The following is a 21474-nucleotide window of genomic DNA, read 5'->3' as shown; positions in this document are numbered from 1 at the left end:
TGGGCCGGGGCGGGGGCCCGGCCGGGCGGAGGGCCCTGAGCAGCCATGGTAGTTTCGTTCTACTGGCGCAGTCGTTGTATGCTGCTCCGGTTGCCCGATCCTGATCGGGCCATTCCCCCCGGCAGCGCCACTCAGATCCTACGATCCTGATCCCGGCTTGTCGGGATCATCCGTAAGTGCATCTGAAGTCTTTGGAGTGACCCGTGGCTGCCAACTGCGACGTCTGCGGCAAGGGGCCGGGCTTCGGCAACAACATCTCGCACTCGCACCGCCGTACGTCCCGTCGCTGGAACCCGAACATCCAGCGTGTGCGTACCGTGGTGAGCGGGACGCCGAAGCGCGTGAACGCCTGCACCTCGTGCATCAAGGCCGGCAAGGTCTCGCGCTGACGCTCCGCTGAGCGCGCGGCCATGTCGGTTCGCCGCATCTAGCCGGTCCACCTCGGGTGGGCCGGCTTTTTGCTGTGCTTCCAAGGCCCCGGCAAACGCTCAGGCCGTCCCCCGCCGCAGCTCCCACGCGTGATCCACGGGCCCGATCCCGGCGCCCAGCGAGAACCCGGCCGCGATCGCCCCGGTGACGTACGCCTTGGCCGCCGTCACCGCCGCCGGCACCGACTCCCCGCGCGCGAGATGGGCGGCGATCGCGGAGGCGAGGGTGCAGCCCGTGCCGTGCGTGTGCCGGTTGTCGAGGCGCGGCGCGCTCAGCCAGTGCTCCTCGGTGCCGTCCGTGAGCAGGTCCACGGCGTCGCCGGAGAGATGGCCGCCCTTGATCAGCGCCCACCGCGGCCCGAACTCCAGGACCGCCCCGGCCGCCCGCCGCAGATGGTCCCGCGACGCGACGTGGACGCCGGTGAGTTGCGCGACCTCGTCCAGGTTGGGCGTGGCCACGGTCGCCGCCGGGAGCAGCCTGGTGCGCACGGAGTCGAGCGCCGAGGCGGCCAGCAGCGCGTCGCCGTGCTTGGAGACGCCCACCGGGTCCACCACGGCCGGGGCGTCGGTCCCGGCGATCAAGTCCGCGACCGCCTCGACCAGTTCGGCGGAGGCGAGCATGCCGGTCTTCACGGCCTGGACGCCGATGTCGTCCACCACGCTGCGGTACTGGGCCCGTACCGCGTCCACGGGCAGCTCCCAGGCGCCCTGCACCCCGAGGGAGTTCTGCGCGGTGACCGCGGTGACGACGCTCATCCCGTGGGTGCCGAGCGCGAGCATCGTCTTCAGGTCGGCCTGGATGCCGGCGCCGCCCCCGGAGTCGGAGCCGGCCACCGTCAGGACCCGGGGCTTCACGGGGTCAGGCCCCCTCTATGTCGCCGAAGTGGTCCCAGCCGCCCTGCCGGGTCCAGGGCGCCCCGTCGACCGTCACCTGGGGCAGCGCGGAGGGGTTGAGGACCTCGCCGATCACCTTCCAGCGCGCGGGCAGCTTCACGTCCGGCGGGAAGGTCGCCACGATCGCGTGGTCCTCACCGCCGGTGAGCACCCACTGGACGGGGTCGACGCCGACAGCCTGCCCGATGTCGTTCATCTGGCTGGGGACGTCGATGGCGCCGGAGCGGATGTCGATACGGACCTTGCTGGCCTCGGCGATGTGCCCGAGGTCGGCGATCAGTCCGTCGCTGACGTCGCACATCGCGGTCGCGCCGAGCCCGGCGGCCGCCGGGCCCGCGTGGTACGGCGGTTCGGGGCGGCGGTGCGCCTCGACGAAGGCGCGGGGCGAGCGGAAGCCGCGGGAGAGGACCGCGTACCCGGCGGCGGACCAGCCGAGCCAGCCGGTCACCGCGACGAGGTCGCCGGGCTGGGCGCCGGCCCGGGTGACCGGCTCATGGCCGCGCAGATCGCCGAGCGCGGTGATCGACACCATGATCGTGTCGCCGCGGACCACATCGCCGCCGACCACCGAGGCCCCGGCGACCTGGCACTCGTCGCGCAGGCCGTCCATCAGCTCGCTCGGCCAGGTGACCGGCAGTTCGGCGGGCACCACGAGACCGAGCAGCAGCGCGGTGGGCACGGCGCCCATGGCGGCGATGTCGGCGAGGTTCTGGGCGGCGGCCTTGCGGCCGACGTCGTAGGCCGTGGACCAGTCGCGGCGGAAGTGCCGGCCCTCCAGCAGGATGTCGGTGCTGGCCACGACCCGGCGATCGGGTGCGGCGACCACCGCGGCGTCGTCGCCGGGGCCGACCCGGACCGCCGAGGTGGTGGTGAGACGGGAGGTGAGCTCCCTGATGAGCCCGAACTCCCCTAGCTCACCGACGGTCCCCTTCATTGCCCTTTCGCCCCTTCTGTCCCTGTCCGTGCCCGGTCGCGCAGGACCAGTGTCCTCGATACGGTCGATGTGACCGTCAACCTCTGATGAGCCCGCACTACGGCGCGCGTGTACGGCCCCCCGCAGGTCTCCCCGCGGCGCGCGACGACGCGATACCGTGGCGTTCCTTTTCCCCACATGATCCTCGTGGCCGCCCTGGAGGTTCCGTGGTACAGGCGTACATCCTGATCCAGACGGAGGTCGGCAAAGCGTCGACCGTCGCCGAGGAGATCAGCAAGATCCCTGGCGTGGTCCAGGCCGAGGACGTCACAGGACCGTACGACGTGATCGTGCGGGCCCAGGCCGACACGGTGGACGACCTCGGCCGGTTGGTGGTCGCCAAGGTCCAGCAGGTGGACGGGATCACCCGTACCCTTACCTGCCCGGTCGTGCATCTGTAGCCCCCGTCTACCCTTGGCCGGTGAATCTTTTCCGTCACCGGCTCAGTGGCCTGTCCGCCCTCGTCCTGCTGTGCGCCGCCGCGGGCTGCTCGTCGGCGGACGACACCGCCTCCGCGCGGGTCCCCGCCCCCGCGGCGAAGACCGCGACGGTGTGCGAGAACCTGGACGGGGCGCTGCCGTCGAAGGTGGACGGTCTGGACCGCCGGGATCCCGAGCCCGCCTCCGCGCTGACCGCGGGCTGGGGGAACCCGGCGATCATACTGCGCTGCGGTGTCGAACGACCCGAGAAGATGAGCGATACAGAGGCCGACGGCGTCGAGGTGGACGGTGTGGGCTGGCTGTTGGAGGAGCGGTCGGACGACTCGTTCCGCTTCACCACGACCCTGCGGACGGCGTACGTCGAGGTGACGATCCCGTCGGGACGGACCGGCAACGGCCTCGCACCCCTGGTCGACCTGGCGCCGGCCGTCAAGAGGACGGTCCCGGAAGGGATCGCGGACTGAGAAGTCCCCTCCCCCGTGAAGTCCCCGTCCCCCGCAGAGTCCCCCCGTCGAACCGTGAAGCCCGCCCCGCACGTTCCGCGGGGCGGGCTTCACGTCGTCGTCCGGCCGGTCAGCGCAGCCCGGTGGAGCGGCGCAGGGCGGCCTGGATGAGCCGGTCCACCAGCTCCTCGTAACCGACGCCGCTCGCCTGCCACATCGCCGGGTACATCGAGATCGGCGTGAAGCCCGGCATGGTGTTGATCTCGTTGATGACGAAGTCGCCGTCCTCGGTGAGGAAGAAGTCCGCGCGGACCAGGCCCTCGCAGGAGGCCGCCTCGAAGGCGTCCACCGCGAGCCGCTGGACCTCGGCCGTCTCCTCGGGGGTCAGCGGGGCCGGCACCAGACCCGGGGTGGAGTCGATGTACTTGGCCTCGAAGTCGTAGTACGCGTGCGCGTCCGGCGGCGGGATCTCGGCCGGGACGGAGGCGCGCGGGCCGTCCTCGAACTCCAGGACGCCGCACTCGATCTCGCGGCCCCGCAGCGCCGCCTCGACCAGGATCTTGGGGTCGTGGCGCTGGGCCTCGGCGATCGCCTCGTCCAGGCCGGCGAGGCCGTCGACCTTGGTGATGCCGATGGACGAACCCGCGCGCGCGGGCTTCACGAAGAGCGGCCAGCCGTGCTCGCCCGCGAAGTCGACGATCTTCTTGCGGGCGGCGGACTCGTCGCGCTCCCACTCGCGCGGCCGGATCACCACGTACGGGCCGACCTTGAGCCCGAAGGAGGTGAACACCCGCTTCATGTACTCCTTGTCCTGGCCGACGGCCGAGGCGAGCACGCCCGAGCCGACGTACGGGACACCGGACAGCTCCAGCAGGCCCTGGAGGGTGCCGTCCTCGCCGTAGGGGCCGTGCAGGACGGGGAAGACGACGTCGACCTCGCCGAGCGCCTTGGGCACCGATCCCGGCTCGCTGTAGACCACTTCGCGGTCCGCGGGGTCGAGGGGGAGCACCACACCGCCCTCGGACGACTCGGCCAGCTCCGCGATGTCGGGGGTGCGGCGGTCGGAGATCGCCATCCGCTCCGGCTCGTCGGCGATGAGGGCCCAGCGTCCGTCCCGGGTGATACCGATCGGCAGGACCTCGTACTTGGTCCGGTCGATGGCCTTCAGGACGGCGCCGCCGGTGACCACGGAGATCCCGTGTTCGGAGCTGCGGCCGCCGGACACGACGGCCACGCGCGGCTTGCGCGAGCGCTGCTCGGGGCTCTGGGGGAGGTTCTCGGTGCTCATATCGGCTTGAGAGTACCCGGTGGTAGAGCCCCGACACAGCGTCGGATCCGCAGCTCGCGCGTGGCGTCCCCGGGGCGGCCGCACGGGGCCCTTGCGGGGTCGCTCAGCGTCGCTCGGGCTTCGCGCTGCGCGACATCAGCTCCTTGAGCGCGACCACGGGCGGCTTGCCCTCGTGGACGATGTCCACGACCGTCTCGGTGATCGGCATCTCGACTCCGTGCCGGCGGGCCAGATCCGCCACGGACTCGCAGGACTTGACGCCCTCGGCGGTCTGCCGGGTGACCGCGATGGTCTCCTGGAGGGTCATGCCCTTGCCGAGGTTGGTGCCGAAGGTGTGGTTGCGGGAGAGCGGTGAGGAGCAGGTCGCCACCAGGTCGCCGAGGCCCGCGAGTCCGGAGAAGGTGAGCGGGTCGGCGCCCATCGCGAGCCCGAGCCGGGTGGTCTCGGCGAGACCGCGCGTGATCAGCGAGCCCTTGGCGTTGTCGCCGAGCCCCATGCCGTCCGCGATGCCGACGGCCAGACCGATCACGTTCTTGACCGCGCCGCCCAGTTCGCAGCCGACCACGTCGGTGTTGGTGTACGGGCGGAAGTACGGCGTGTGGCAGGCCGCCTGGAGCTTTTGGGCGACGGCCTCGTCGGTGCAGGCGACCACGGCGGCGGCCGGCATCCGGGAGGCGATCTCGCGCGCCAGGTTGGGTCCGGTGACCACGGCGACGCGGTCCCGGCCGACCTTGGCCACGTCCTCGATCACCTCGCTCATCCGCATGGTCGTGCCGAGTTCGACGCCCTTCATCAGCGAGACGAGGACGGTGTCCGGGGCGAGCAGCGGGGTCCACTCGGCGAGGTTGGCGCGCAGGGTCTGCGACGGGATCGCGAGGACCGTGAAGTCGGCGCCGCGGGCGGCCTCGGCGGGATCGGCGGTCGCCCTGAGGTTCTCGGGGAGTTCGACGCCGGGCAGGTAGTCCGGGTTGGTGCGGGTGGAGTTGACCGCGTCGGCCAGTTCGGCGCGGCGCGCCCACAGCGTGACCTCGCAGCCCGCGTCGGCGAGGACGGCGCCGAAGGCGGTCCCCCACGACCCGGTGCCGAACACGGCCGCCTTGACGGGTGTGCTCACGTGCCGCTCTCCCCCTCGTGTCCGGTCTGGGCCTTGGTGCGGCGGCGCTGCTCGATCCGCTCCTGGCGCGGGTCGTAGGGCGTCGCGGGGGCCTTCTCGCCGCGGATCTCCTCGAGCTGGCGGGTGATGGCCGCCATGATGACCTCGGTGGCCTCCTTGAGGACGTCGGCGGTCATCTCCCGTCCGTAGAACCGCGAGAGGTCCACCGGCGGTCCGGCGAGCACCCGGTGGGTCTTGCGCGGGAAGAGATGCGGCCTGGTGCTGTACGGCGGCAGCAGTTCGTTGGCGCCCCACTGGGCGACCGGGATCACCGGGCACTTGGTCTGGAGGGCGACCCGCGCGGCACCGGTCTTGGCGGTCATGGGCCAGCCGTCGGGATCGCGGGTGATGGTGCCCTCGGGGTAGAACGCGACGCACTCGCCGCGCTCCACGGCGTCGATCGCGGCCCGGAACGCGCTGAGCGCGTCGGTGGACTCGCGGTAGACGGGGATCTGTCCGGTGCCGCGCATCGCGGCGCCCACGAACCCCTTCCTGAACAGCCCGCTCTTCGCGAGGAATCGCGGCACTCGCCCGGTGTTGTACTGATAGTGCGCGTACGCGAAGGGATCGACGTGCGAATTGTGGTTCACCGCGGTGATAAAACCGCCGTCGGCCGGAATGTTCTCCATTCCGCGCCAGTCCCGCTTGATCAGAACCACCAGCCAGGGTTTGCAGAGGACCGCGGCGAAGCGGTACCAGAAGCCGATTCTGCGGCGGGGCACGCGGACACCTTCCTTCTTGGACTTCTCTCCGGCCGGTACTTCTCTCCGGAGCCTGTGAGCCGCACAAGTGTCACCCCGGACCGCCGGTATGTCGAGAACACCGTACGCCCGCCCGCCCGGCCGGCGGACGGGCCGGGTGACAATGTCCGCGAGGAGAGAGGGGCGGTACGCCGGTGCAGTGGACCTTGGTCATACCCCTGAAGCCCTTGGCGCTCGCCAAGAGCAGGCTCGCGGACACCGCCGGGGACGCACTGCGTCCGGGGCTCGCCCTCGCCTTCGCCGAGGACACGGTCGCCGCGGCGCTGGCCTGCGCGGCCGTACGGGATGTGGTGGTCGTCACCGACGACGCACCGGCCGGGAGCGCGCTGGCGGCGCTGGGGGCCCGCGTGGTCCCCGACGAGCCGCGGGCGGGCCTGAACGCCGCTCTGACGCACGCGGCGGCCCACGCCCGCGCGGTACGCCCCGAGACGCCGCTGGCGGCGCTGAACGCCGATCTGCCGGCCCTGCGTCCGCCGGAATTGGCCCGGGTGCTCGACGCGGCCGCGGAATTCCCGCGCGCATTTCTCCCGGACGCGGCCGCAATCGGCACGACCCTTCTCGCCGTGGCCGCCGGACGTGAATTGCTTCCCGTATTCGGGACGGATTCCCGCGTCCGGCACCGCGCCTCGGGCGCCACCGAACTCCGGCTGACCGCCGTGGATTCCGTACGGCAGGACGTGGACACCGGTGACGACCTGCGGGCGGCTCTGGCACTGGGGGTGGGTCCCCGGACGGCCGCCGCGGCCGCGCGGCTGCTGGGGATCGGGCAGTAGGCTGCGGCCATGCAGGCCACCGCGTACACGTACGACCCCGAGAGCCGCAGCGGACAGGTGCTCCTCGACGACGGCACCCCGGTGCCGTTCGACGCGCCGGCCTTCGACGCGGGCGGGCTGCGGTTGTTGCGGCCGGGCCAGCGGGTGCGGATCGAGACCGAGGGCGAAGGCGACTCCCGGCGGGCCGTGCTGGTCACCCTGCACACCTTCTGAACACCCTGACGGGTTCCGACCACCCCCGCGGGGGTCTCGACACCCCGGCAGGAGTGCGCACACGCCGCGGGCCGGACTCCGAGAGGGAGTCCGGCCCGGCGCGTGAGTGCCCATGCGTGTGCGGCCCGTGGGCGGGTTGCCCGGCGGGCGGTGTGCTCAGCGGGCGGTGGCCTTCTTGGCGGTGGTCTTGCGGGCGGTCGACTTCTTGGCGGGGGCCTTCTTGGCGGTCGCCTTCTTCGCCGGGGCCTTCTTGGCCGCCGTCTTCTTCGCGGTGGCCGTCTTGGCGGTGGTGGTCTTCTTCGCCGCGGCGGAGGTCTTCTTCGCGGTGGTCTTCTTCGCCGTCGTCTTCTTGGCGGCGGCCGTCTTCGCGGTGGTGGCCTTCTTCGCCGTGGTCTTCTTCGCGGCGGCGGTCTTGGCGGTGGTGGCCTTCTTCGCGGCGGCCTTCTTGACCGTCGCGGAGGCACCGCCGGTGAGGCTGCCCTTGGGGGCCTTCTTCACGGCGACCTCGCCACCGCGCGGAAGCTTCTTCGAGCCGCTCACCAGGTCCTTGAAGCCCTGGCCCGCGCGGAAGCGCGGCACGGAGGTCTTCTTGACCCGAACCCGCTCGCCCGTCTGGGGGTTGCGAGCGTAGCGGGCCGGCCGGTCGACCTTCTCGAACGAACCGAAGCCGGTGACCGAGACCCGGTCCCCCGCGACGGTCGCGCGGACGATGGCGTCCAGGACCGCGTCCACCGCGTCGGCGGCCTGCTGGCGACCGCCCAGCTTGTCGGCAATCGCTTCTACGAGCTGCGCCTTGTTCACGTCTTCCCCTTCGGAGACCTCGCCAGAACGAAAGTGTTCAAGCTTTTTCGCACGTTAGGCAGATATATACCGCAAATCAAACACGAAACGGGCTAATCACCCTTGTGCCGCAACGAACTCGGCTGCCCCGGAGGCGATCAACGCTCCTCTTCGGGCAGGCGACCCTCGTCGAGGTCCGCCATGAACCGCTCCAGTCGCCTTGTCGCGTCGGCGAGATCGTGCTTGGCCGCGGCCGTAATGACCAGCAGCTTCCGGGTCAGCGCCATCCGTACGCCCTCCGGGACTTGCAGTGCGCGCACGGTTGTGTGCGCTTCCTTGAGCTGGTTCGCGACCGCCGTATAGAGCTCGAGTTGGCCGTCGTGTTCCATGCACAGATTGTGCCATCTAGGGCGAGTTGTCGCCCGCCCAGGGGGCAACTGAAACCTCCCGAAGCGCCGCGAACACCCCCTCACGGCATCTGCGCACAGGCCGCGTACCCCGGCAACCACCCTTCTAACGTGGGAAGTTGGGAGATAGCGCGAAGAGTTCGGCAGCATTTCGAGCCCGGACACGCCCGTACCCCCGATCGGCTCGATCGGGGGTACGGAGGGGGTCTTTCGGTGGCCGAAAGTAGACCGGCCGGGTGGACGGTCAGCTCTGGAGCGTCCTCGGCTTGTACGACGGGCGCTTGGCCTCGTAGGCGGCGATGTCGCCCTCGTTCTGGAGGGTGATGGAGATGTCGTCCAGCCCGTTCAGCAGCCGCCAGCGGGAGTTCTCGTCCAGCTCGAAGGAGGCGGTGACGCCCTCGGCGCGCACCTCGCGCGCTTCGAGGTCGACGGTGATCTCGGCCTGCGGGTCGCGCTCGGTCAGCTCCCAGAGCGCGTCCACGATCTTCTGCTCGATCACCACGGTGAGCAGGCCGTTCTTCAGCGAGTTGCCGCGGAAGATGTCGGCGAAGCGGGACGAGATGACCGTCTTGAAGCCGTAGTTCTGGAGCGCCCAGACGGCGTGCTCACGCGAGGAGCCGGTGCCGAAGTCGGGGCCGGCGACCAGCACGGTGGCGCCCTGCCGCTCGGGGCGGTTGAGGATGAACTCCGGGTCCTTGCGCCACGCCTCGAACAGCCCGTCCTCGAACCCGTCCCGCGTGACCTTCTTGAGCCAGTGAGCAGGGATGATCTGGTCGGTGTCGACGTTGGAGCGGCGCAGCGGGACGGCCCGGCCGGTGTGCGTGGTGAATGCTTCCATGACTGTTCAGACTCCAGCGGGCGCGGGGGTGTCGGCGGACAGGTCGGCGGGGGACGCGAGGTGGCCCAGGACCGCCGTGGCGGCCGCGACCTGCGGCGACACCAGGTGCGTACGGCCGCCCTTGCCCTGCCGGCCCTCGAAGTTGCGGTTGGAGGTGGACGCGGAGCGCTCACCGGGGGCGAGCTGGTCGGGGTTCATGCCCAGACACATCGAGCAGCCCGCGTGCCGCCATTCGGCGCCGGCCTCCTTGAAGACGATGTCCAGGCCCTCGGAGACGGCCTGGAGACCGACCCGCGCGGAACCGGGGACGACCAGCATCCGTACGCCGTCGGCGACTTTGCGGCCCTTGATCAGCTCGGCGGCGGCGCGCAGGTCCTCGATGCGGCCGTTGGTGCACGAACCTACGAAGACGGTGTCCACGTTGATGGACTTCAGCGGCTGGCCTGCCTCCAACCCCATGTATTCCAGGGCCTTTTCGGCGGCGAGGCGCTCCGAGGCGTCTTCGTACGAAGCCGGGTCGGGGACCGCGCTCGAAAGCGGCGCGCCCTGACCGGGGTTGGTGCCCCAGGTGACGAACGGCGAGAGTTCGGCGGCCTTGATGACGACCTCGGCGTCGAACTCGGCGTCGTCGTCGGTCTTCAGCGTCTTCCAGTACGCGACGGCGGCGTCCCAGTCCTCGCCCTCGGGCGCGTGCGGGCGGCCCTTGAGGTACGCGAAGGTGGTCTCGTCGGGGGCGATCATGCCCGCGCGGGCGCCGGCCTCGATCGACATGTTGCAGATGGTCATCCGGGCCTCCATCGAGAGCTTCTCGATGGCGGAGCCGCGGTACTCCAGGACGTAGCCCTGGCCGCCGCCGGTGCCGATCCGCGCGATGATCGCGAGGATCAGGTCCTTGGCGGTGACGCCGTCGGGCAGTTCGCCGTCGACCGTGATGGCCATGGTCTTCGGGCGGGCCATGGGCAGCGTCTGGGTGGCCAGCACATGCTCCACCTGGGAGGTGCCGATGCCGAACGCCAGACCGCCGAAGGCGCCGTGCGTGGAGGTGTGGGAGTCACCGCAGACGACGGTCATACCGGGCTGGGTCAGACCGAGCTGCGGGCCGACGACGTGCACGACGCCCTGCTCGACGTCGCCCAGCGGGTGCAGCCGGACGCCGAACTCGGCGCAGTTCTTGCGCAGCGTCTCGAGCTGGGCGCGGGAGACCGGGTCGGCGATGGGCTTGTCGATGTCGAGGGTCGGGGTGTTGTGGTCCTCGGTGGCGATGGTGAGGTCGAGACGGCGCACCGGGCGGCCGTTCTGCCGCAGGCCGTCGAAGGCCTGCGGGCTGGTCACCTCGTGCAGGAGGTGCAGATCGATGAAGAGAAGGTCGGGCTCGCCCTCGGCGCGCCGGACGACGTGGTCGTCCCAGACCTTCTCCGCGAGTGTCCTACCCATCGCTTTCCCTCCGGCCGGCAATGACGCACCGGCCCAACTAGAGATCTTGTGGTGGCGACTCCCTCGGGCGTGTTCCTCGGTGTTCCCGGGCACCCCGCCGCCTGGCCCGCTGGTCTCCGGGCCGCCATGCGTCCAAGGGTTGCGCGTCTCACGGAAAAATGAACTTGCGTTTCACAGAGTGAGACGGGAATATCGTTTCATGGACAACAGTAGCGGCGTGGGCGTTCTGGACAAGGCGGCCCTTGTCCTGAGCGCCCTGGAGTCCGGTCCGGCCACCCTCGCGGGACTGGTCGCGGCCACCGGACTCGCACGACCAACGGCCCACCGACTGGCCGTGGCCCTGGAGCACCACCGCATGGTGGCACGCGACATGCAGGGCCGTTTCATCCTCGGACCCCGCCTCGCCGAGCTGGCCGCGGCCGCCGGCGAGGACCGTCTGCTCGCGACCGCGGGCCCGGTCCTCACGCATCTGCGGGACATCACGGGCGAGAGCGCGCAGCTCTACCGCCGCCAGGGCGACATGCGTATCTGCGTGGCCGCGGCGGAGCGCCTGTCCGGCCTGCGGGACACCGTCCCGGTCGGCTCCACGCTCACGATGAAGGCGGGTTCCTCGGCGCAGATCCTGATGGCCTGGGAGGAGCCGGAGCGGCTGCACCGCGGCCTCCAGGGCGCGCGCTTCACCGCGACCGCCCTGTCGGGCGTACGGCGCCGTGGCTGGGCCCAGTCGATCGGTGAGCGCGAGCCGGGTGTCGCGTCGGTCTCCGCGCCGGTGCGCGGGCCGTCGAACCGGGTGGTGGCGGCCGTGTCCGTCTCGGGCCCCATCGAGCGCCTGACGCGCCACCCGGGCCGGATGCACGCCCAGGCGGTCATCGACGCCGCCGCCCGCCTGTCCGAGGCCCTGCGCCGCACGGGCTGACCCCTACGGGACCCGCACGGGAGAAGGGCCGGCCTCAACGCCGCGGCAGGCCCCTCCCGTCAGGCTCCCCTCAGGACCCTTCCCGCACGGACTCGGGCTCCTTCGCCCCCTCCCCCGACCGGTACGCGTACCGGTCCTTCGCGTACCGTCCGCGCCGCTCCAGCGGCACCTGCCCGTGCGCGGCCGCGAGGCCGAACGCCGGCATGTCCCCGTAGATGGCCTCGTAGGACCCCTCGGGCACGATGTACGCCTCGTGCCAGATGCCGACGTGCCCGCGTATCTTCCCGCCCTTCTCCAGGCGGTTGAGCCGCGCCCACGCCCGGTGGTGGAACGCGTCGGGCGCGCCCGCGTACGCGTACAGCTTCTCCTTGGACTCCCAGTACTGGACGACGTAGTACGTCCGCGGCGAGGCCGTCAGCAGCACCCGGGACAGCAGTCCGCGCTCCGGGTCCTTCTTCAGCTCGGCCAGCATGCGGAACATCGCCAGCATCACCGGCAGCCATTGGTGCACGGCCCAGAAATGGTTGACCCGCATGCCGATCAGCAGGACCACGACGTCCCCGCGGGCGTCGGCGGTGGTACGACTCGGTGTGGTGGACATGCTTGGATAGTGACGCTCACCAAGGAGGGGCGCAAGGGATGCGACTGGCCGAACTCAGCGAACGCAGCGGGGTCTCCACGGCGACGATCAAGTACTACCTGCGCGAGGGCCTGTTGCCGCCGGGACACCAGGTGAACGCGACGACCGCCGAGTACGACGAGGAGCATCTGCGGCGGCTGCGGCTGGTGCGGGCGATGATCCAGGTGGGCCGGATCCCGGTGGCGACGGTCCGCGAGGTGCTCGGGCATGTCGACGACGACTCCCTGGGCCGGACGATCCGGCTCGGCGCGGCCCTGTGGGCGCTGCCCCGGCTCCCGGAGCCGGACGCGGAGGACGAGCACGTCACGGCCGCGCGGACCGAGGCCGACGATCTGCTGACCGCCCTGGGCTGGACCAACGCCCGTCTGCTGACCAGCATCTCGCCGGCCTACCGTTCGCTGGTGGTGGCGGTGGCCGCGCTGCGTCGGCTCGGCTACGACTGGGACGCCGAACTGCTCGCGCCGTACGCCGAGTTGATGCACCGGGCGGCCGTACTGGACCTGGATTTCGTGGAGTCGCGGGAATCGGAGGCGGAGCGGATCGAGACGGCCGTCCTCGGGGCGATCCTGATCTCGCCGATGCTCCAGGCGCTGCACCGGCTGGCGCAGGAGGAGGAGTCGGCACGGCGGTACGGCTTCGAGTGAGCCGGGGCGGTGCGGGCAGGATCGACTCGGTCGGGGAACGCCGAAGGGCCCCCACCGAAGTGGAGGCCCTGTCGGACTGTGTACCCCCGACCGGATTCGAACCGGCGCTACCGCCTTGAGAGGGCGGCGTGCTAGGCCGCTACACAACGGGGGCATGGACACTGCGTTTCCGCAGGTCCGAGCTGGTCTACCTGGACTCGAACCAAGACTAACTGAACCAGAATCAGTCGTGCTGCCAATTACACCATAGACCAATGTGGTTTAGACCAGTCAGTACCCCCGACCGGATTCGAACCGGCGCTACCGCCTTGAGAGGGCGGCGTGCTAGGCCGCTACACAACGGGGGCCCTAGCGATCCCGAGTTGATCGAGATCAGTACCCCCGACCGGATTCGAACCGGCGCTACTGCCTTGAGAGGGCAGCGTGCTAGGCCGCTACACAACGGGGGCTTTGTGGATGTCCTCCACGGTGCGGATGAGCTCCGCGAGCTGGCCTACCTGGACTCGAACCAAGACTAACTGAACCAGAATCAGTCGTGCTGCCAATTACACCATAGGCCACTGGAACGCAAATCCCGGAAGAGGGATCCTGTTCTAGCTTGCGCCCCCGGCTTCCGGCCTTTCGGCCCGCTCCTCGGCGGCGCAGGAAGAACATTACCCGAAGGTGGACCGGGCTCCAAAACGGGTATCGGGGCCGAGGATCGCGGGCAGTTCGGCGAGGGTGACGATCCGGTGCCGGCCGGACGGCGGCTCGACGGCCGCCGTGCCGCCGCGGCGGTCGATCCACACCGAGAGCAGTCCGGCGTCGGCGGCGCCGCGGCCGTCGATCTCCGGATGATCACCGACGTAGGCCACCTCGTGCGGGGGCAGGGCGAGGGCCTCGCAGGCGGCGAGGAAGGCGGCGGCGTCGGGTTTGGAGACGCCCAGCTCGGCGGCGCACAGGATGGTCTCGAAGCGGTGGTGCAGGCCGAGGACGCGCAGCTTGTGGTCCTGGACGGTCAGGCTGGAGTTGGAGAGCACCGCGTGCCGGTGGCTGGCGGCGAGGGCGTCGAGCACGGGCACGACGTCGGGGAACACCGCCCAGGCGGCCTCGTAGTGCCCGATGTAGCGCCGGAACCACTCCTCGGCCTCCGCGTCGGTCAGCTCCGGCCGGTCCAGGAACACCCGCACCCGGTCCCGCCGCTGCCCCTCGAAGGTGACCTCGCCGGCGGAGAACCGCGCCCACTGCCCGTCGGTGACCTCCCGCCACCGGTCCAGGGCCTGCTCCGGGGTGCCGTACCCGGCCATCAGCCCCTCGGCGACGAGATGCGCCCGCATGCCCTCCCGGTCCGCGGTGGTGTAGTCGAAGAGGGTGTCGTCCACGTCCCAGACCACGGCACGAATGCTCATGCCTCCGACGGTATCGCGGGGCCGGTCCGCCGCGTACGGCCGAGGGGCGGCACCCGGTGGTCCCGGGTGCCGCCCCTCGGGCGTGTGGTGTCAGGCCGTGAGCTTGGCCAGGGCCGTGTCGATGCGGGTCAGGGTCTTCTCCTTGCCCAGGATCTCCAGGGACTCGAAGAGGGGGAGGCCGACCGTGCGGCCGGTGACGGCGACGCGGACCGGGGCCTGGGCCTTGCCGAGCTTGAGGCCGTGGGCCTCACCGGCGGCCAGGACGGCCTCCTTCAGGGACTCGGCCGAGGTCCAGTCGGCGGACTCCAGCTTCTCGCGGGCGGTGCGGAGCAACGCGTCCGCGCCCTCCTTCATCGCCTTCGCCCACGACGTCTCGTCGAAGACCGGCTCCGGCAGGAACAGGAAGTCGACGTTGTCGGTGATCTCGGAGAGGACCTTCAGACGCGTCTGGGCGTGCGGGGCGATCGCCTCCCAGCGGGCCTCGTCGAAGTCCTCCGGCGCCCAGGGCGCGAAGGGGGCGCGCAGCCACGGGCGGCAGCGCTCGGTGAAGTCCTTCACGTCCAGCAGCCGGATGTGGTCGGCGTTGATCGCCTCGCACTTCTTCAGGTCGAAGCGCGCCGGGTTGGGGTTGACGTCGGCGATGTCGAAGGCGGCGACCAGCTCGGCGGTGCTGAAGATGTCCTGGTCGGCGGAGAGCGACCAGCCCAGCAGCGAGAGGTAGTTGAGCAGGCCCTCGGGGAGGAAGCCGCGCTCGCGGTAGAGGTTGAGGGACGCCTGCGGGTCACGCTTGGAGAGCTTCTTGTTGCCCTCGCCCATGACGTACGGGAGGTGCCCGAAGGCCGGGATCGCCTTGGCGACGCCCAGGTCGATCAGCGCCTTGTACAGGGCGATCTGCCGCGGCGTGGAGGACAGCAGGTCCTCGCCGCGCAGCACGTGGGTGATCTCCATGAGGGCGTCGTCGACCGGGTTGACCAGCGTGTAGAGCGGCGCCCCGTTGGCGCGGACGATGCCGTAGTCCGGGACGTTCTCCGGGGTGAAGGTCAGTTCGCCGCGGACCAGGTCCGTGAAGGTGATCGTCTCGTCGGGCATCCGGAAGCGGACGATCGGGGCGCGGCCCTGGGCGCGGTACTCCTCCACCTGCGCCTCGGACAGATCGCGGCAGTGGCCGTCGTAGCCGGAGGGGCGGCCGGCGGCGCGGGCGGCCTCACGGCGGGTGTCCAGCTCCTCCTGGGAGCAGTAGCAGTGGTAGGCGCGGCCGGCGGCGAGGAGCTTGGCGGCGACGTCCTTGTAGAGGTCCATCCGCTGCGACTGGCGGTAGGGCGCGTGCGGGCCGCCGATCTCGGGGCCCTCGTCCCAGTCGAAGCCGAGCCAGCGCATCGAGTCCAGGAGCTGTTCGTACGACTCCTCGGAGTCGCGGGCCGCGTCGGTGTCCTCGATGCGGAAGACCAGGGTGCCCTGGTGGTGCCGGGCGAACGCCCAGTTGAACAGGGCGGTGCGGACCAGGCCCACATGGGGGTTACCGGTGGGCGAGGGACAGAAACGGACGCGTACGGGAGAGCCGGATGCGCTAGCCACGCTTGACAACCTTGTTGGTGAGAGTGCCGATGCCTTCGATGGTGACGGCGACCTCGTCGCCGACAGCCAGGGGGCCGACCCCTGCCGGGGTGCCCGTGAGGATCACGTCGCCGGGGAGCAGCGTCATGGCCTCGGTGATGTTGACGATCAGATCCTCGATGGAGTGGATCATCTCGCTGGTGCGGCCGAGCTGGCGCTGCTGGCCGTTGACCGTGAGCTGCACGGTCAGGTCGGAAGCGCGGGCCAGGTCGAGGTCCGTCTCCACCCAGGGGCCGAGCGGGCAGGAGGTGTCGAAGCCCTTGGCCCGGGCCCACTGCTTCTCGCGGCGCTGGACGTCGCGGGCGGTGATGTCGTTGGCGCAGGTGTAGCCGAAGATCACGTCCGCGACGCGCTCGCGCGGGACCTCGCGGCACATCCGGCCGATGACCACGGCGAGTTCCGCCTCGTGGTGGAGTTCCTGCGAGAAGGGCGGGTACTGGATGTCGTCGCCGGGGCCGATCACCGAGGTGGACGGCTTGAAGAAGGCGAACGGGGCGTCCGGCACCTCGTGGCCCAGTTCCTTCGCGTGCTCGGCGTAGTTGCGCCCGAAGGCCACGACCTTGTTGGGCAGCACGGGCGGGAGCAGTCGGACCTTGTTCAGCGGCACCTTGGTGCCGGAGAGCTGGAAGTCCGCGAACGGGATGCCCTTGATGATGTCGAGGACGAGCTCGTCCGGCTTGTCGCCCTCGACCGCGCCGAAGGCGACGTTCCCGTCGATGGAGAACCTGGCGATGCGCACGGGTTGGTTGGCCCCTTGACTGAGCTGGCTGGAGTGTGACGCTCCAGGCTAACGCGGAAGGGCGCCCCCGGCCGGGGACGCCCTTGACATCCTGGGGTGGGGGCCTTTGAGCAATCTGCCGCCCTCACCCGTATACCTCCGCGTGAAGATCGCGTGGATCCCTGTGGAACCTCCGTGGATCCCTGGGGATCTTCTCTGCAGATCTACTCCGCGACGGAGGCCGTGACCGGGGCCTCCATGAGGATGGTGCGCTTGGGATTGGCAGTCTGGGCCGGCAGGTCGACGGCGTGCTCCGGCCGCTCGGGGAGCCGCAGGTCGACGGCGTCCTTGAGGTGCGCCAGCGTGGTGCGCTGCGGGTTGGCGATCTTGTGGAACATCGGCGGCGTCTTCACTGTTGTACGTGACCCTGTCATGTCGGGCGCCTGAGGGCCGGGGAAAGGAGCCCTCGCGCAGGCGCGGCTTGTCGGATATGCCATTTCTGTAAAGCGTCAGGCTAAACACGCGATTCCCCGGGAACGCGTGAAGGTCTCATGATCAGTGTGTGAGTTTGCTCACGAATCAGCGCCCAAAGCGGTCAATTCAGACCGGCGCATGGAGATGAGCAAACGGACATTCCGCCCCTGAAGCGCTTATTCCGCTCCTGATCATGGCGACTGGGACACGTGCCACCACCCGGCACCCTGAGCCCTTATGCCTGCTTTACACGGGTTCGTTCTCTACGGCCCGTGATGCGGCCCTCACATGCTGTCACGCATGTCACAGCCCGGCCAACACACCTTGTTGGAGATCCTGCACTGTGCTGGAATCTCACGAACCGCCGCAGGATCTAGCCGGCGCACAAGGGGCGCACATGCGCCGAAGTGGCGGCGAGAAGGGGGAACCCGCGCCGGTAATTCCGACCACCCGAGGGGCGCAATTCAGGGCTCCCCTCAACACGCCGACACCGTCCTTCCGTTCACCCGGAAGGGCGCCTGGTCCAGAGGTTGCGACGCTAGTGCAGGGACGTTTCAAGAGGGATGGCAGTGCTTCGGCGATGCCGGAGCCGCACGGCGGGACTGCCCCCAGCAATGGCAGCTCCTCGCCCCAGCACGCCCAGAACCCGGGCCAGGCACCGTCCGGCGACGGCGGAGAGCGCTCCGGGCGCCCCGGCGCGTCGGCGTCGTCCGGTCTGCCCCCGACTCCGAAGACGAAGCCCTCGGCCGGTCCGCCCGGCCCCGGCTCGCGCGTGGCGCTGCGCAACTGGCGCATCTCCACCCGACTGGTGGCGCTGCTGACCCTCCCGGTGGTCGCGGCCACCTCGCTGGGTGCGCTGCGTATCAACCAGTCCATGGACGACATCCAGCAGCTCGACAACATGAAGCTGCTGACGGAGATGACCAAGCAGGCCACCGAGCTGGCCGTCGCGCTCCAGGACGAGCGCGACCGCTCGGCCGGCCCGCTGGCGCACGGCGCCAAGGACACCGACTTCGGCGTCAAGGGCAACCGGACCAAGACCGACCGGTCCATGACCGCCTTCCAGGACGCCGCCGAGAAGATCAACGTCGCGTCCACGGACGGCAACCTCCAGGGCGTCCGCGACACCCTCGTGGGTCTCCTCGGCGAGCTGGGCAAGCTCCAGCAGATACGCTCCAGCGCGTACGCGGACGAGGACAACTCGATGCGCACGGTGGACGCCTACCACCAGCTCATCACCAGCCTGCTCGACCTCTCCCAGGACATGGCGCAGGCCACCAGCAACCCGGAGATGATCCAGCGCACCCGCGCGCTGGCCGCCTTCTCCACCGCCAAGGAGTGGGCCTCCGTCCAGCGCGCCGTCCTCGCGGCCGCGCTGCCGGCGAACAACACCACCTTCGGCAAGCTCTCCGAGAACGACCGGCAGTACGCCGACGCCGCCCGCGAGAGCGAGGAGTCGGAGCTGTCGTCCTTCCGCGGCATCTTCGGCGACGAGGGCGCCGAGGACCTGCTCCAGCCCATCGAAAAGGGCAACCCGGTCATCGAGGAGTCCGACACCTACGCCACCCGGGCGCTCAACTCGTCCTCCGGTCTGGCGTCGCTGGACAAGCGGTCCTACCAGGACTGGCTGGACGACAGCAGCACCAAGATCCGCCAGATGAACAACATCGAGCACACGCTGCTCGAGCAGATGGAGCAGAAGGCCCGTGAGCTGCGGGCCGAGTCGGAGCAGGAAGCCATCATCTCCGGTGCGCTGATCCTGCTCGTGCTCGGTGTGTCGCTCGTCGGCGCCTTCGTCGTCGCCCGGTCCATGATCCGCTCGCTGCGCCGCCTCCAGGAGACCGCCACCCGGGTCGCCCAGGACCGCCTGCCCGAGCTGGTCAAGCAGCTCTCCGAGTCCGACCCGCAGGACGTCGACACGTCCGTGGAGTCGGTCGGTGTGCACTCCCGGGACGAGATCGGCAAGGTGGCCGCGGCCTTCGACGACGTGCACCGCGAGGCCGTCCGGCTCGCCGCCGAGCAGGCCCTGCTGCGGGGCAACGTCAACGCGATGTTCACCAACCTCTCGCGCCGCTCCCAGGGTCTGATCCAGCGCCAGCTCTCGCTGATCTCCGAACTGGAGTCCCGCGAGGCCGACCCGGACCAGCTCTCCTCGCTCTTCAAGCTCGACCACCTCGCCACCCGTATGCGCCGTAACGGTGAGAACCTCCTCGTCCTCGCGGGTGAGGAGCCCGGCCGCCGCTGGACCCGTCCGGTCCCGCTGGTCGACGTCCTGCGCGCCGCCGCCTCCGAGGTGGAGCAGTACGAGCGCATCGAACTGTCCTCCGTGCCGACCACCGAGGTCGCCGGCCGGGTCGTCAACGACCTCGTGCACCTCCTCGCCGAGCTGCTCGAGAACGCCACGTCGTTCTCGTCGCCGCAGACCAAGGTCAAGGTCACCGGTCACGCCCTGCCCGACGGCCGGGTGCTGATCGAGATCCACGACACCGGTATCGGTCTCTCCCCGGAGGACCTCGCCGCGATCAACGAGCGGCTCGCCTCGCCGCCCACCGTGGACGTCTCCGTCTCCCGGCGCATGGGCCTCTTCGTGGTCGGTCGTCTGTCCCAGCGGCACGGCATCCGCATCCAGCTCCGCCCGTCCGACTCCGGTGGTACGACCGCGCTGGTCATGCTGCCCGTGGACGTCGCCCAGGGCGGCAAGAAGCCCCAGCCCAAGCCCGGCCAGGGCGGTGCCGCGGGCGGTCCCGCCGCCGCGCAGGCCGCGGCCGGTGCCGCGGCGGCCCGCCGCCAGGCCGGCCAGCAGGGCGGTTCGCTCGGCGCCGGTGCCCCGGCGGCCGGCGGCGCCCTCGGCGCGGGCGCCGGCAACGGCGGCCGGCTCGCCGCCGGTCAGGGTCCCCGGGCCGCGCTGCCCGGCCGGGACGGCGCGGGCCGCCCCGCCGGCAACCCGCCGCGCGCCCAGCAGCCGCCCGCCGCTCCGCCGCAGGGCCGTCCGGCCCCGGCCGGCGCGGGTGCCGGGTACGGCAACCAGACCCAGGGCGCGTCGCAGAACCTCCAGTCCTCCGGGACCGGCGGGCAGGGCACCGACATGTTCGGCGGGCGTCCGCCGCAGCAGCGCGCGAACAAGCCCGAGCAGGGCGGCCGCGGCCGTCAGCCGCAGCTTCCGCCGCGCGGTGGTCCGCGTGCCGAGCTGCCCGGCGGCGACAACCCGCAGCCGCGGGTGACGAGCTGGGGCGACGAGAACGCCCAGCCGCCGGTCGGCCGCACCTCGATGGACGCCCCGCGCGGCCACGAGGAGCCGGACACCCAGCAGACCTCGCGGATGCCGCGGATCGACCAGCGTCAGGGCCCGGCCGGTCCCGCCGACTTCGGCCGCCCCGCCGTCCCGCAGCAGGGTCAGTCCCCGGCGGGCCGCCAGGACACGGGCCAGTTCCCGCGCCCGGGCGCCGGTGCCAACGGCCAGCAGCCCTCGGGCGGCGGCTACACCCGCTCCGACGTCTTCGGCGCCCCCAACGGCCAGCACCCCCAGAACGGTCACGCCCCGGCGAACCCGAACCAGTTCGCGGCTCCCCAGGCGTACGACAACAGCTCCACCGGACAGTTCGCCCAGCCCGGCTACGACGGCTCCGCCACCGGACAGCACGCGCTGCCCGGCCACCAGGACCCGTCCGCCACCGGTCAGTTCGAGCGTCCGCAGCTCAACGGGACGGGCGGCTACGGCCAGCCGCAGCCGTCGGTCCCGCCGCGTCCCGCCGTCCGCCCCGAGCCGGAGGCACTGCCGCCGGCCACGGGTCCGGGCGACGGCCGCACCCCGCTGTACGACACGCTGGAGACCAACTGGTTCCACGGCGGTCCGCAGGCGGGCGGTCAGGCTCCGGCACCGCAGGCCCCCCAACAGCCGGCGCCGCAGCAGCAGGCTCCTGCCAATCCGCAGCGAGCCGCGTCCACCGGCGCCGCATGGCGCACGTCTCCCAACGACGAGCTGGTCCGGCAGGCCGAGCGCGTCAGGCAGCCCGCCGCGGGCGGCGTCACCACCTCCGGCCTGCCGCGCCGGGTACCCCGGGCGAACCTCGTCCCGGGCACGGCTCAGCAGCAACAGCACCAAACCGGTCCGCAGGTCTCGCGTGCGCCTGACGACGTACGCGGCCGGCTGACCAATCTCCGTAGGGGCATCGCCCAGGGTCGACAGGCCGGCAACGGCCCGCAGACCGGCAGTTTCCCCAGCCCCACTCACCCGCAGGAGCGTTAGTTGAGCCAG

22 protein-coding genes and 5 tRNA genes are annotated in these 21474 nt (G+C 70.9%); 8 read left to right on the top strand and 19 right to left on the bottom strand.

What is annotated here, in order from left to right; genetic code table 11:
* Positions 1-203: 203 nt before the first annotated feature.
* Positions 204-389, top strand: a complete 186-nt coding sequence (gene rpmB / locus AFM16_RS27625) for a 50S ribosomal protein L28 (RefSeq protein WP_003973430.1) — start codon at positions 204-206, stop codon at positions 387-389.
* Positions 390-488: 99 nt separating this feature from the next.
* Here rpmB and thiD read toward each other — a convergent pair whose 3' ends face one another.
* Both thiD and AFM16_RS27615 read right to left on the bottom strand, forming a co-directional pair.
* A complete protein-coding gene (gene thiD, locus AFM16_RS27620; protein ID WP_078634939.1) occupies positions 489-1283 on the bottom strand; it encodes a bifunctional hydroxymethylpyrimidine kinase/phosphomethylpyrimidine kinase in 795 nt (264 codons plus the stop codon).
* Positions 1284-1287: 4 nt separating this feature from the next.
* Positions 1288-2256 carry a thiamine-phosphate kinase gene (locus AFM16_RS27615; RefSeq protein WP_030793845.1) on the bottom strand — a complete coding sequence of 323 codons (969 nt, stop codon included), beginning with the start codon at positions 2254-2256 and terminating at the stop codon, positions 1288-1290.
* Positions 2257-2462: 206 nt separating this feature from the next.
* Here AFM16_RS27615 and AFM16_RS27610 point away from each other — a divergent pair, with 206 nt between their 5' ends.
* Both AFM16_RS27610 and AFM16_RS27605 read left to right on the top strand, forming a co-directional pair.
* Complete coding sequence (locus AFM16_RS27610) at positions 2463-2696, top strand: Lrp/AsnC family transcriptional regulator (RefSeq protein WP_030793842.1); 234 nt, start codon at positions 2463-2465, stop codon at positions 2694-2696.
* A 20-nt stretch (positions 2697-2716) separates the two neighbouring features.
* The gene (locus tag AFM16_RS27605; protein ID WP_078634938.1) at positions 2717-3199 is read left to right on the top strand and encodes a DUF3515 domain-containing protein; all 483 of its coding nucleotides are present in this window, start codon (positions 2717-2719) and stop codon (positions 3197-3199) included.
* Positions 3200-3308: 109 nt separating this feature from the next.
* On the opposite strand, the gene AFM16_RS27600 is transcribed toward AFM16_RS27605, so the two are convergent.
* The 3 genes from AFM16_RS27600 to AFM16_RS27590 form a co-directional block, all read right to left on the bottom strand.
* Positions 3309-4466 (bottom strand): D-alanine--D-alanine ligase family protein, encoded by a 1158-nt coding sequence (locus tag AFM16_RS27600; protein ID WP_030793836.1) that lies wholly within the window; start codon positions 4464-4466, stop codon positions 3309-3311.
* Positions 4467-4569: 103 nt separating this feature from the next.
* Complete coding sequence (locus AFM16_RS27595; RefSeq protein WP_030793833.1) at positions 4570-5580, bottom strand: NAD(P)H-dependent glycerol-3-phosphate dehydrogenase; 1011 nt, start codon at positions 5578-5580, stop codon at positions 4570-4572.
* Positions 5577-6341: a lysophospholipid acyltransferase family protein gene (locus AFM16_RS27590; protein ID WP_030793830.1), complete on the bottom strand. Its 765-nt coding sequence runs from the start codon at positions 6339-6341 to the stop codon at positions 5577-5579. The genes AFM16_RS27595 and AFM16_RS27590 overlap by 4 nt, the downstream gene beginning before the upstream one ends.
* A 173-nt stretch (positions 6342-6514) precedes the next feature.
* On the opposite strand from AFM16_RS27590, the gene cofC reads away from it, so the two are divergent.
* Positions 6515-7153, top strand: coding sequence for a 2-phospho-L-lactate guanylyltransferase (gene cofC, locus AFM16_RS27585; protein WP_030793826.1), 639 nt, complete (start codon positions 6515-6517; stop codon positions 7151-7153).
* Positions 7154-7162: 9 nt separating this feature from the next.
* A complete protein-coding gene (locus AFM16_RS27580; protein WP_030793823.1) occupies positions 7163-7366 on the top strand; it encodes a hypothetical protein in 204 nt (67 codons plus the stop codon).
* Between the two features lie 156 nt (positions 7367-7522).
* Here the strand turns inward: AFM16_RS27580 and AFM16_RS27575 are convergent, their stop codons facing one another.
* The 4 genes from AFM16_RS27575 to leuC form a co-directional block, all read right to left on the bottom strand.
* Positions 7523-8167 carry an HU family DNA-binding protein gene (locus tag AFM16_RS27575; RefSeq protein ID WP_030793821.1) on the bottom strand — a complete coding sequence of 215 codons (645 nt, stop codon included), beginning with the start codon at positions 8165-8167 and terminating at the stop codon, positions 7523-7525.
* Between the two features lie 137 nt (positions 8168-8304).
* Positions 8305-8535, bottom strand: coding sequence for an SCO5555 family protein (locus AFM16_RS27570; protein WP_030793818.1), 231 nt, complete (start codon positions 8533-8535; stop codon positions 8305-8307).
* A gap of 262 nt (positions 8536-8797) precedes the next feature.
* Entirely contained in the window at positions 8798-9391 is a 594-nt protein-coding gene (gene leuD / locus AFM16_RS27565) for a 3-isopropylmalate dehydratase small subunit (protein WP_030793815.1), read from the bottom strand.
* Positions 9392-9397: 6 nt separating this feature from the next.
* The gene (gene leuC, locus AFM16_RS27560) at positions 9398-10825 is read right to left on the bottom strand and encodes a 3-isopropylmalate dehydratase large subunit (RefSeq protein WP_078634937.1); all 1428 of its coding nucleotides are present in this window, start codon (positions 10823-10825) and stop codon (positions 9398-9400) included.
* A gap of 199 nt (positions 10826-11024) precedes the next feature.
* On the opposite strand from leuC, the gene ndgR reads away from it, so the two are divergent.
* The gene (ndgR, locus tag AFM16_RS27555) at positions 11025-11741 is read left to right on the top strand and encodes an IclR family transcriptional regulator NdgR (protein WP_007384919.1); all 717 of its coding nucleotides are present in this window, start codon (positions 11025-11027) and stop codon (positions 11739-11741) included.
* Positions 11742-11811: 70 nt separating this feature from the next.
* Here ndgR and AFM16_RS27550 read toward each other — a convergent pair whose 3' ends face one another.
* Positions 11812-12342, bottom strand: a complete 531-nt coding sequence (locus AFM16_RS27550; protein ID WP_078634936.1) for a DUF4188 domain-containing protein — start codon at positions 12340-12342, stop codon at positions 11812-11814.
* Between the two features lie 38 nt (positions 12343-12380).
* On the opposite strand from AFM16_RS27550, the gene AFM16_RS27545 reads away from it, so the two are divergent.
* Positions 12381-13025: a MerR family transcriptional regulator gene (locus AFM16_RS27545; protein WP_030793809.1), complete on the top strand. Its 645-nt coding sequence runs from the start codon at positions 12381-12383 to the stop codon at positions 13023-13025.
* A gap of 81 nt (positions 13026-13106) precedes the next feature.
* On the opposite strand, the gene AFM16_RS27540 is transcribed toward AFM16_RS27545, so the two are convergent.
* The 9 genes from AFM16_RS27540 to AFM16_RS27500 form a co-directional block, all read right to left on the bottom strand.
* Positions 13107-13179, bottom strand: a tRNA-Glu gene (locus AFM16_RS27540).
* Positions 13180-13207: 28 nt separating this feature from the next.
* A tRNA-Gln gene (locus tag AFM16_RS27535) sits at positions 13208-13279 on the bottom strand.
* A 20-nt stretch (positions 13280-13299) separates the two neighbouring features.
* Positions 13300-13372 (bottom strand) — tRNA-Glu (locus tag AFM16_RS27530).
* A 29-nt stretch (positions 13373-13401) separates the two neighbouring features.
* Positions 13402-13474, bottom strand: a tRNA-Glu gene (locus AFM16_RS27525).
* A 39-nt stretch (positions 13475-13513) separates the two neighbouring features.
* A tRNA-Gln gene (locus tag AFM16_RS27520) sits at positions 13514-13585 on the bottom strand.
* A 93-nt stretch (positions 13586-13678) separates the two neighbouring features.
* Entirely contained in the window at positions 13679-14413 is a 735-nt protein-coding gene (locus AFM16_RS27515; protein WP_030793806.1) for an HAD family hydrolase, read from the bottom strand.
* Positions 14414-14503: 90 nt separating this feature from the next.
* On the bottom strand, positions 14504-15988 hold the full coding sequence (gene gltX / locus AFM16_RS27510; protein WP_078634935.1) for a glutamate--tRNA ligase: 1485 nt from the start codon (positions 15986-15988) through the stop codon (positions 14504-14506).
* A complete protein-coding gene (locus AFM16_RS27505) occupies positions 15981-16766 on the bottom strand; it encodes a fumarylacetoacetate hydrolase family protein (protein ID WP_078634934.1) in 786 nt (261 codons plus the stop codon). Before AFM16_RS27505 ends, gltX begins: the two co-directional genes overlap by 8 nt.
* Positions 16767-16969: 203 nt before the next feature.
* Positions 16970-17158, bottom strand: a complete 189-nt coding sequence (locus tag AFM16_RS27500) for a hypothetical protein (RefSeq protein WP_063754153.1) — start codon at positions 17156-17158, stop codon at positions 16970-16972.
* Positions 17159-17760: 602 nt separating this feature from the next.
* Here AFM16_RS27500 and AFM16_RS27495 point away from each other — a divergent pair.
* Positions 17761-21465, top strand: coding sequence for a sensor histidine kinase (locus AFM16_RS27495; RefSeq protein ID WP_078634933.1), 3705 nt, complete (start codon positions 17761-17763; stop codon positions 21463-21465).
* Positions 21466-21474: the final 9 nt, after the last annotated feature.

The sequence above is a fragment of the Streptomyces antibioticus genome, assembly GCF_002019855.1.
Taxonomy (GTDB): domain Bacteria; phylum Actinomycetota; class Actinomycetes; order Streptomycetales; family Streptomycetaceae; genus Streptomyces; species Streptomyces antibioticus_B.
Note: the sequence above shows the minus strand (reverse complement) of the source record. Positions and strands in the feature narration are given on the sequence as shown.

Bases quoted from the DNA above. Each gene is read 5' to 3' on its own strand.
- leuD (WP_030793815.1), bottom strand. From the start codon at position 9,391: ATGGAAGCATTCACCACGCACACCGGCCGGGCCGTCCCGCTGCGCCGC.
- AFM16_RS27580 (WP_030793823.1), top strand. From the start codon at position 7,163: ATGCAGGCCACCGCGTACACGTACGACCCCGAGAGCCGCAGCGGACAG.
- ndgR (WP_007384919.1), top strand. From the start codon at position 11,025: ATGGACAACAGTAGCGGCGTGGGCGTTCTGGACAAGGCGGCCCTTGTC.
- leuC (WP_078634937.1), bottom strand. From the start codon at position 10,825: ATGGGTAGGACACTCGCGGAGAAGGTCTGGGACGACCACGTCGTCCGG.
- AFM16_RS27550 (WP_078634936.1), bottom strand. From the start codon at position 12,342: ATGTCCACCACACCGAGTCGTACCACCGCCGACGCCCGCGGGGACGTC.
- AFM16_RS27545 (WP_030793809.1), top strand. From the start codon at position 12,381: ATGCGACTGGCCGAACTCAGCGAACGCAGCGGGGTCTCCACGGCGACG.
- AFM16_RS27615 (WP_030793845.1), bottom strand. From the start codon at position 2,256: ATGAAGGGGACCGTCGGTGAGCTAGGGGAGTTCGGGCTCATCAGGGAG.
- AFM16_RS27570 (WP_030793818.1), bottom strand. From the start codon at position 8,535: ATGGAACACGACGGCCAACTCGAGCTCTATACGGCGGTCGCGAACCAG.
- AFM16_RS27515 (WP_030793806.1), bottom strand. From the start codon at position 14,413: ATGAGCATTCGTGCCGTGGTCTGGGACGTGGACGACACCCTCTTCGAC.
- AFM16_RS27600 (WP_030793836.1), bottom strand. From the start codon at position 4,466: ATGAGCACCGAGAACCTCCCCCAGAGCCCCGAGCAGCGCTCGCGCAAG.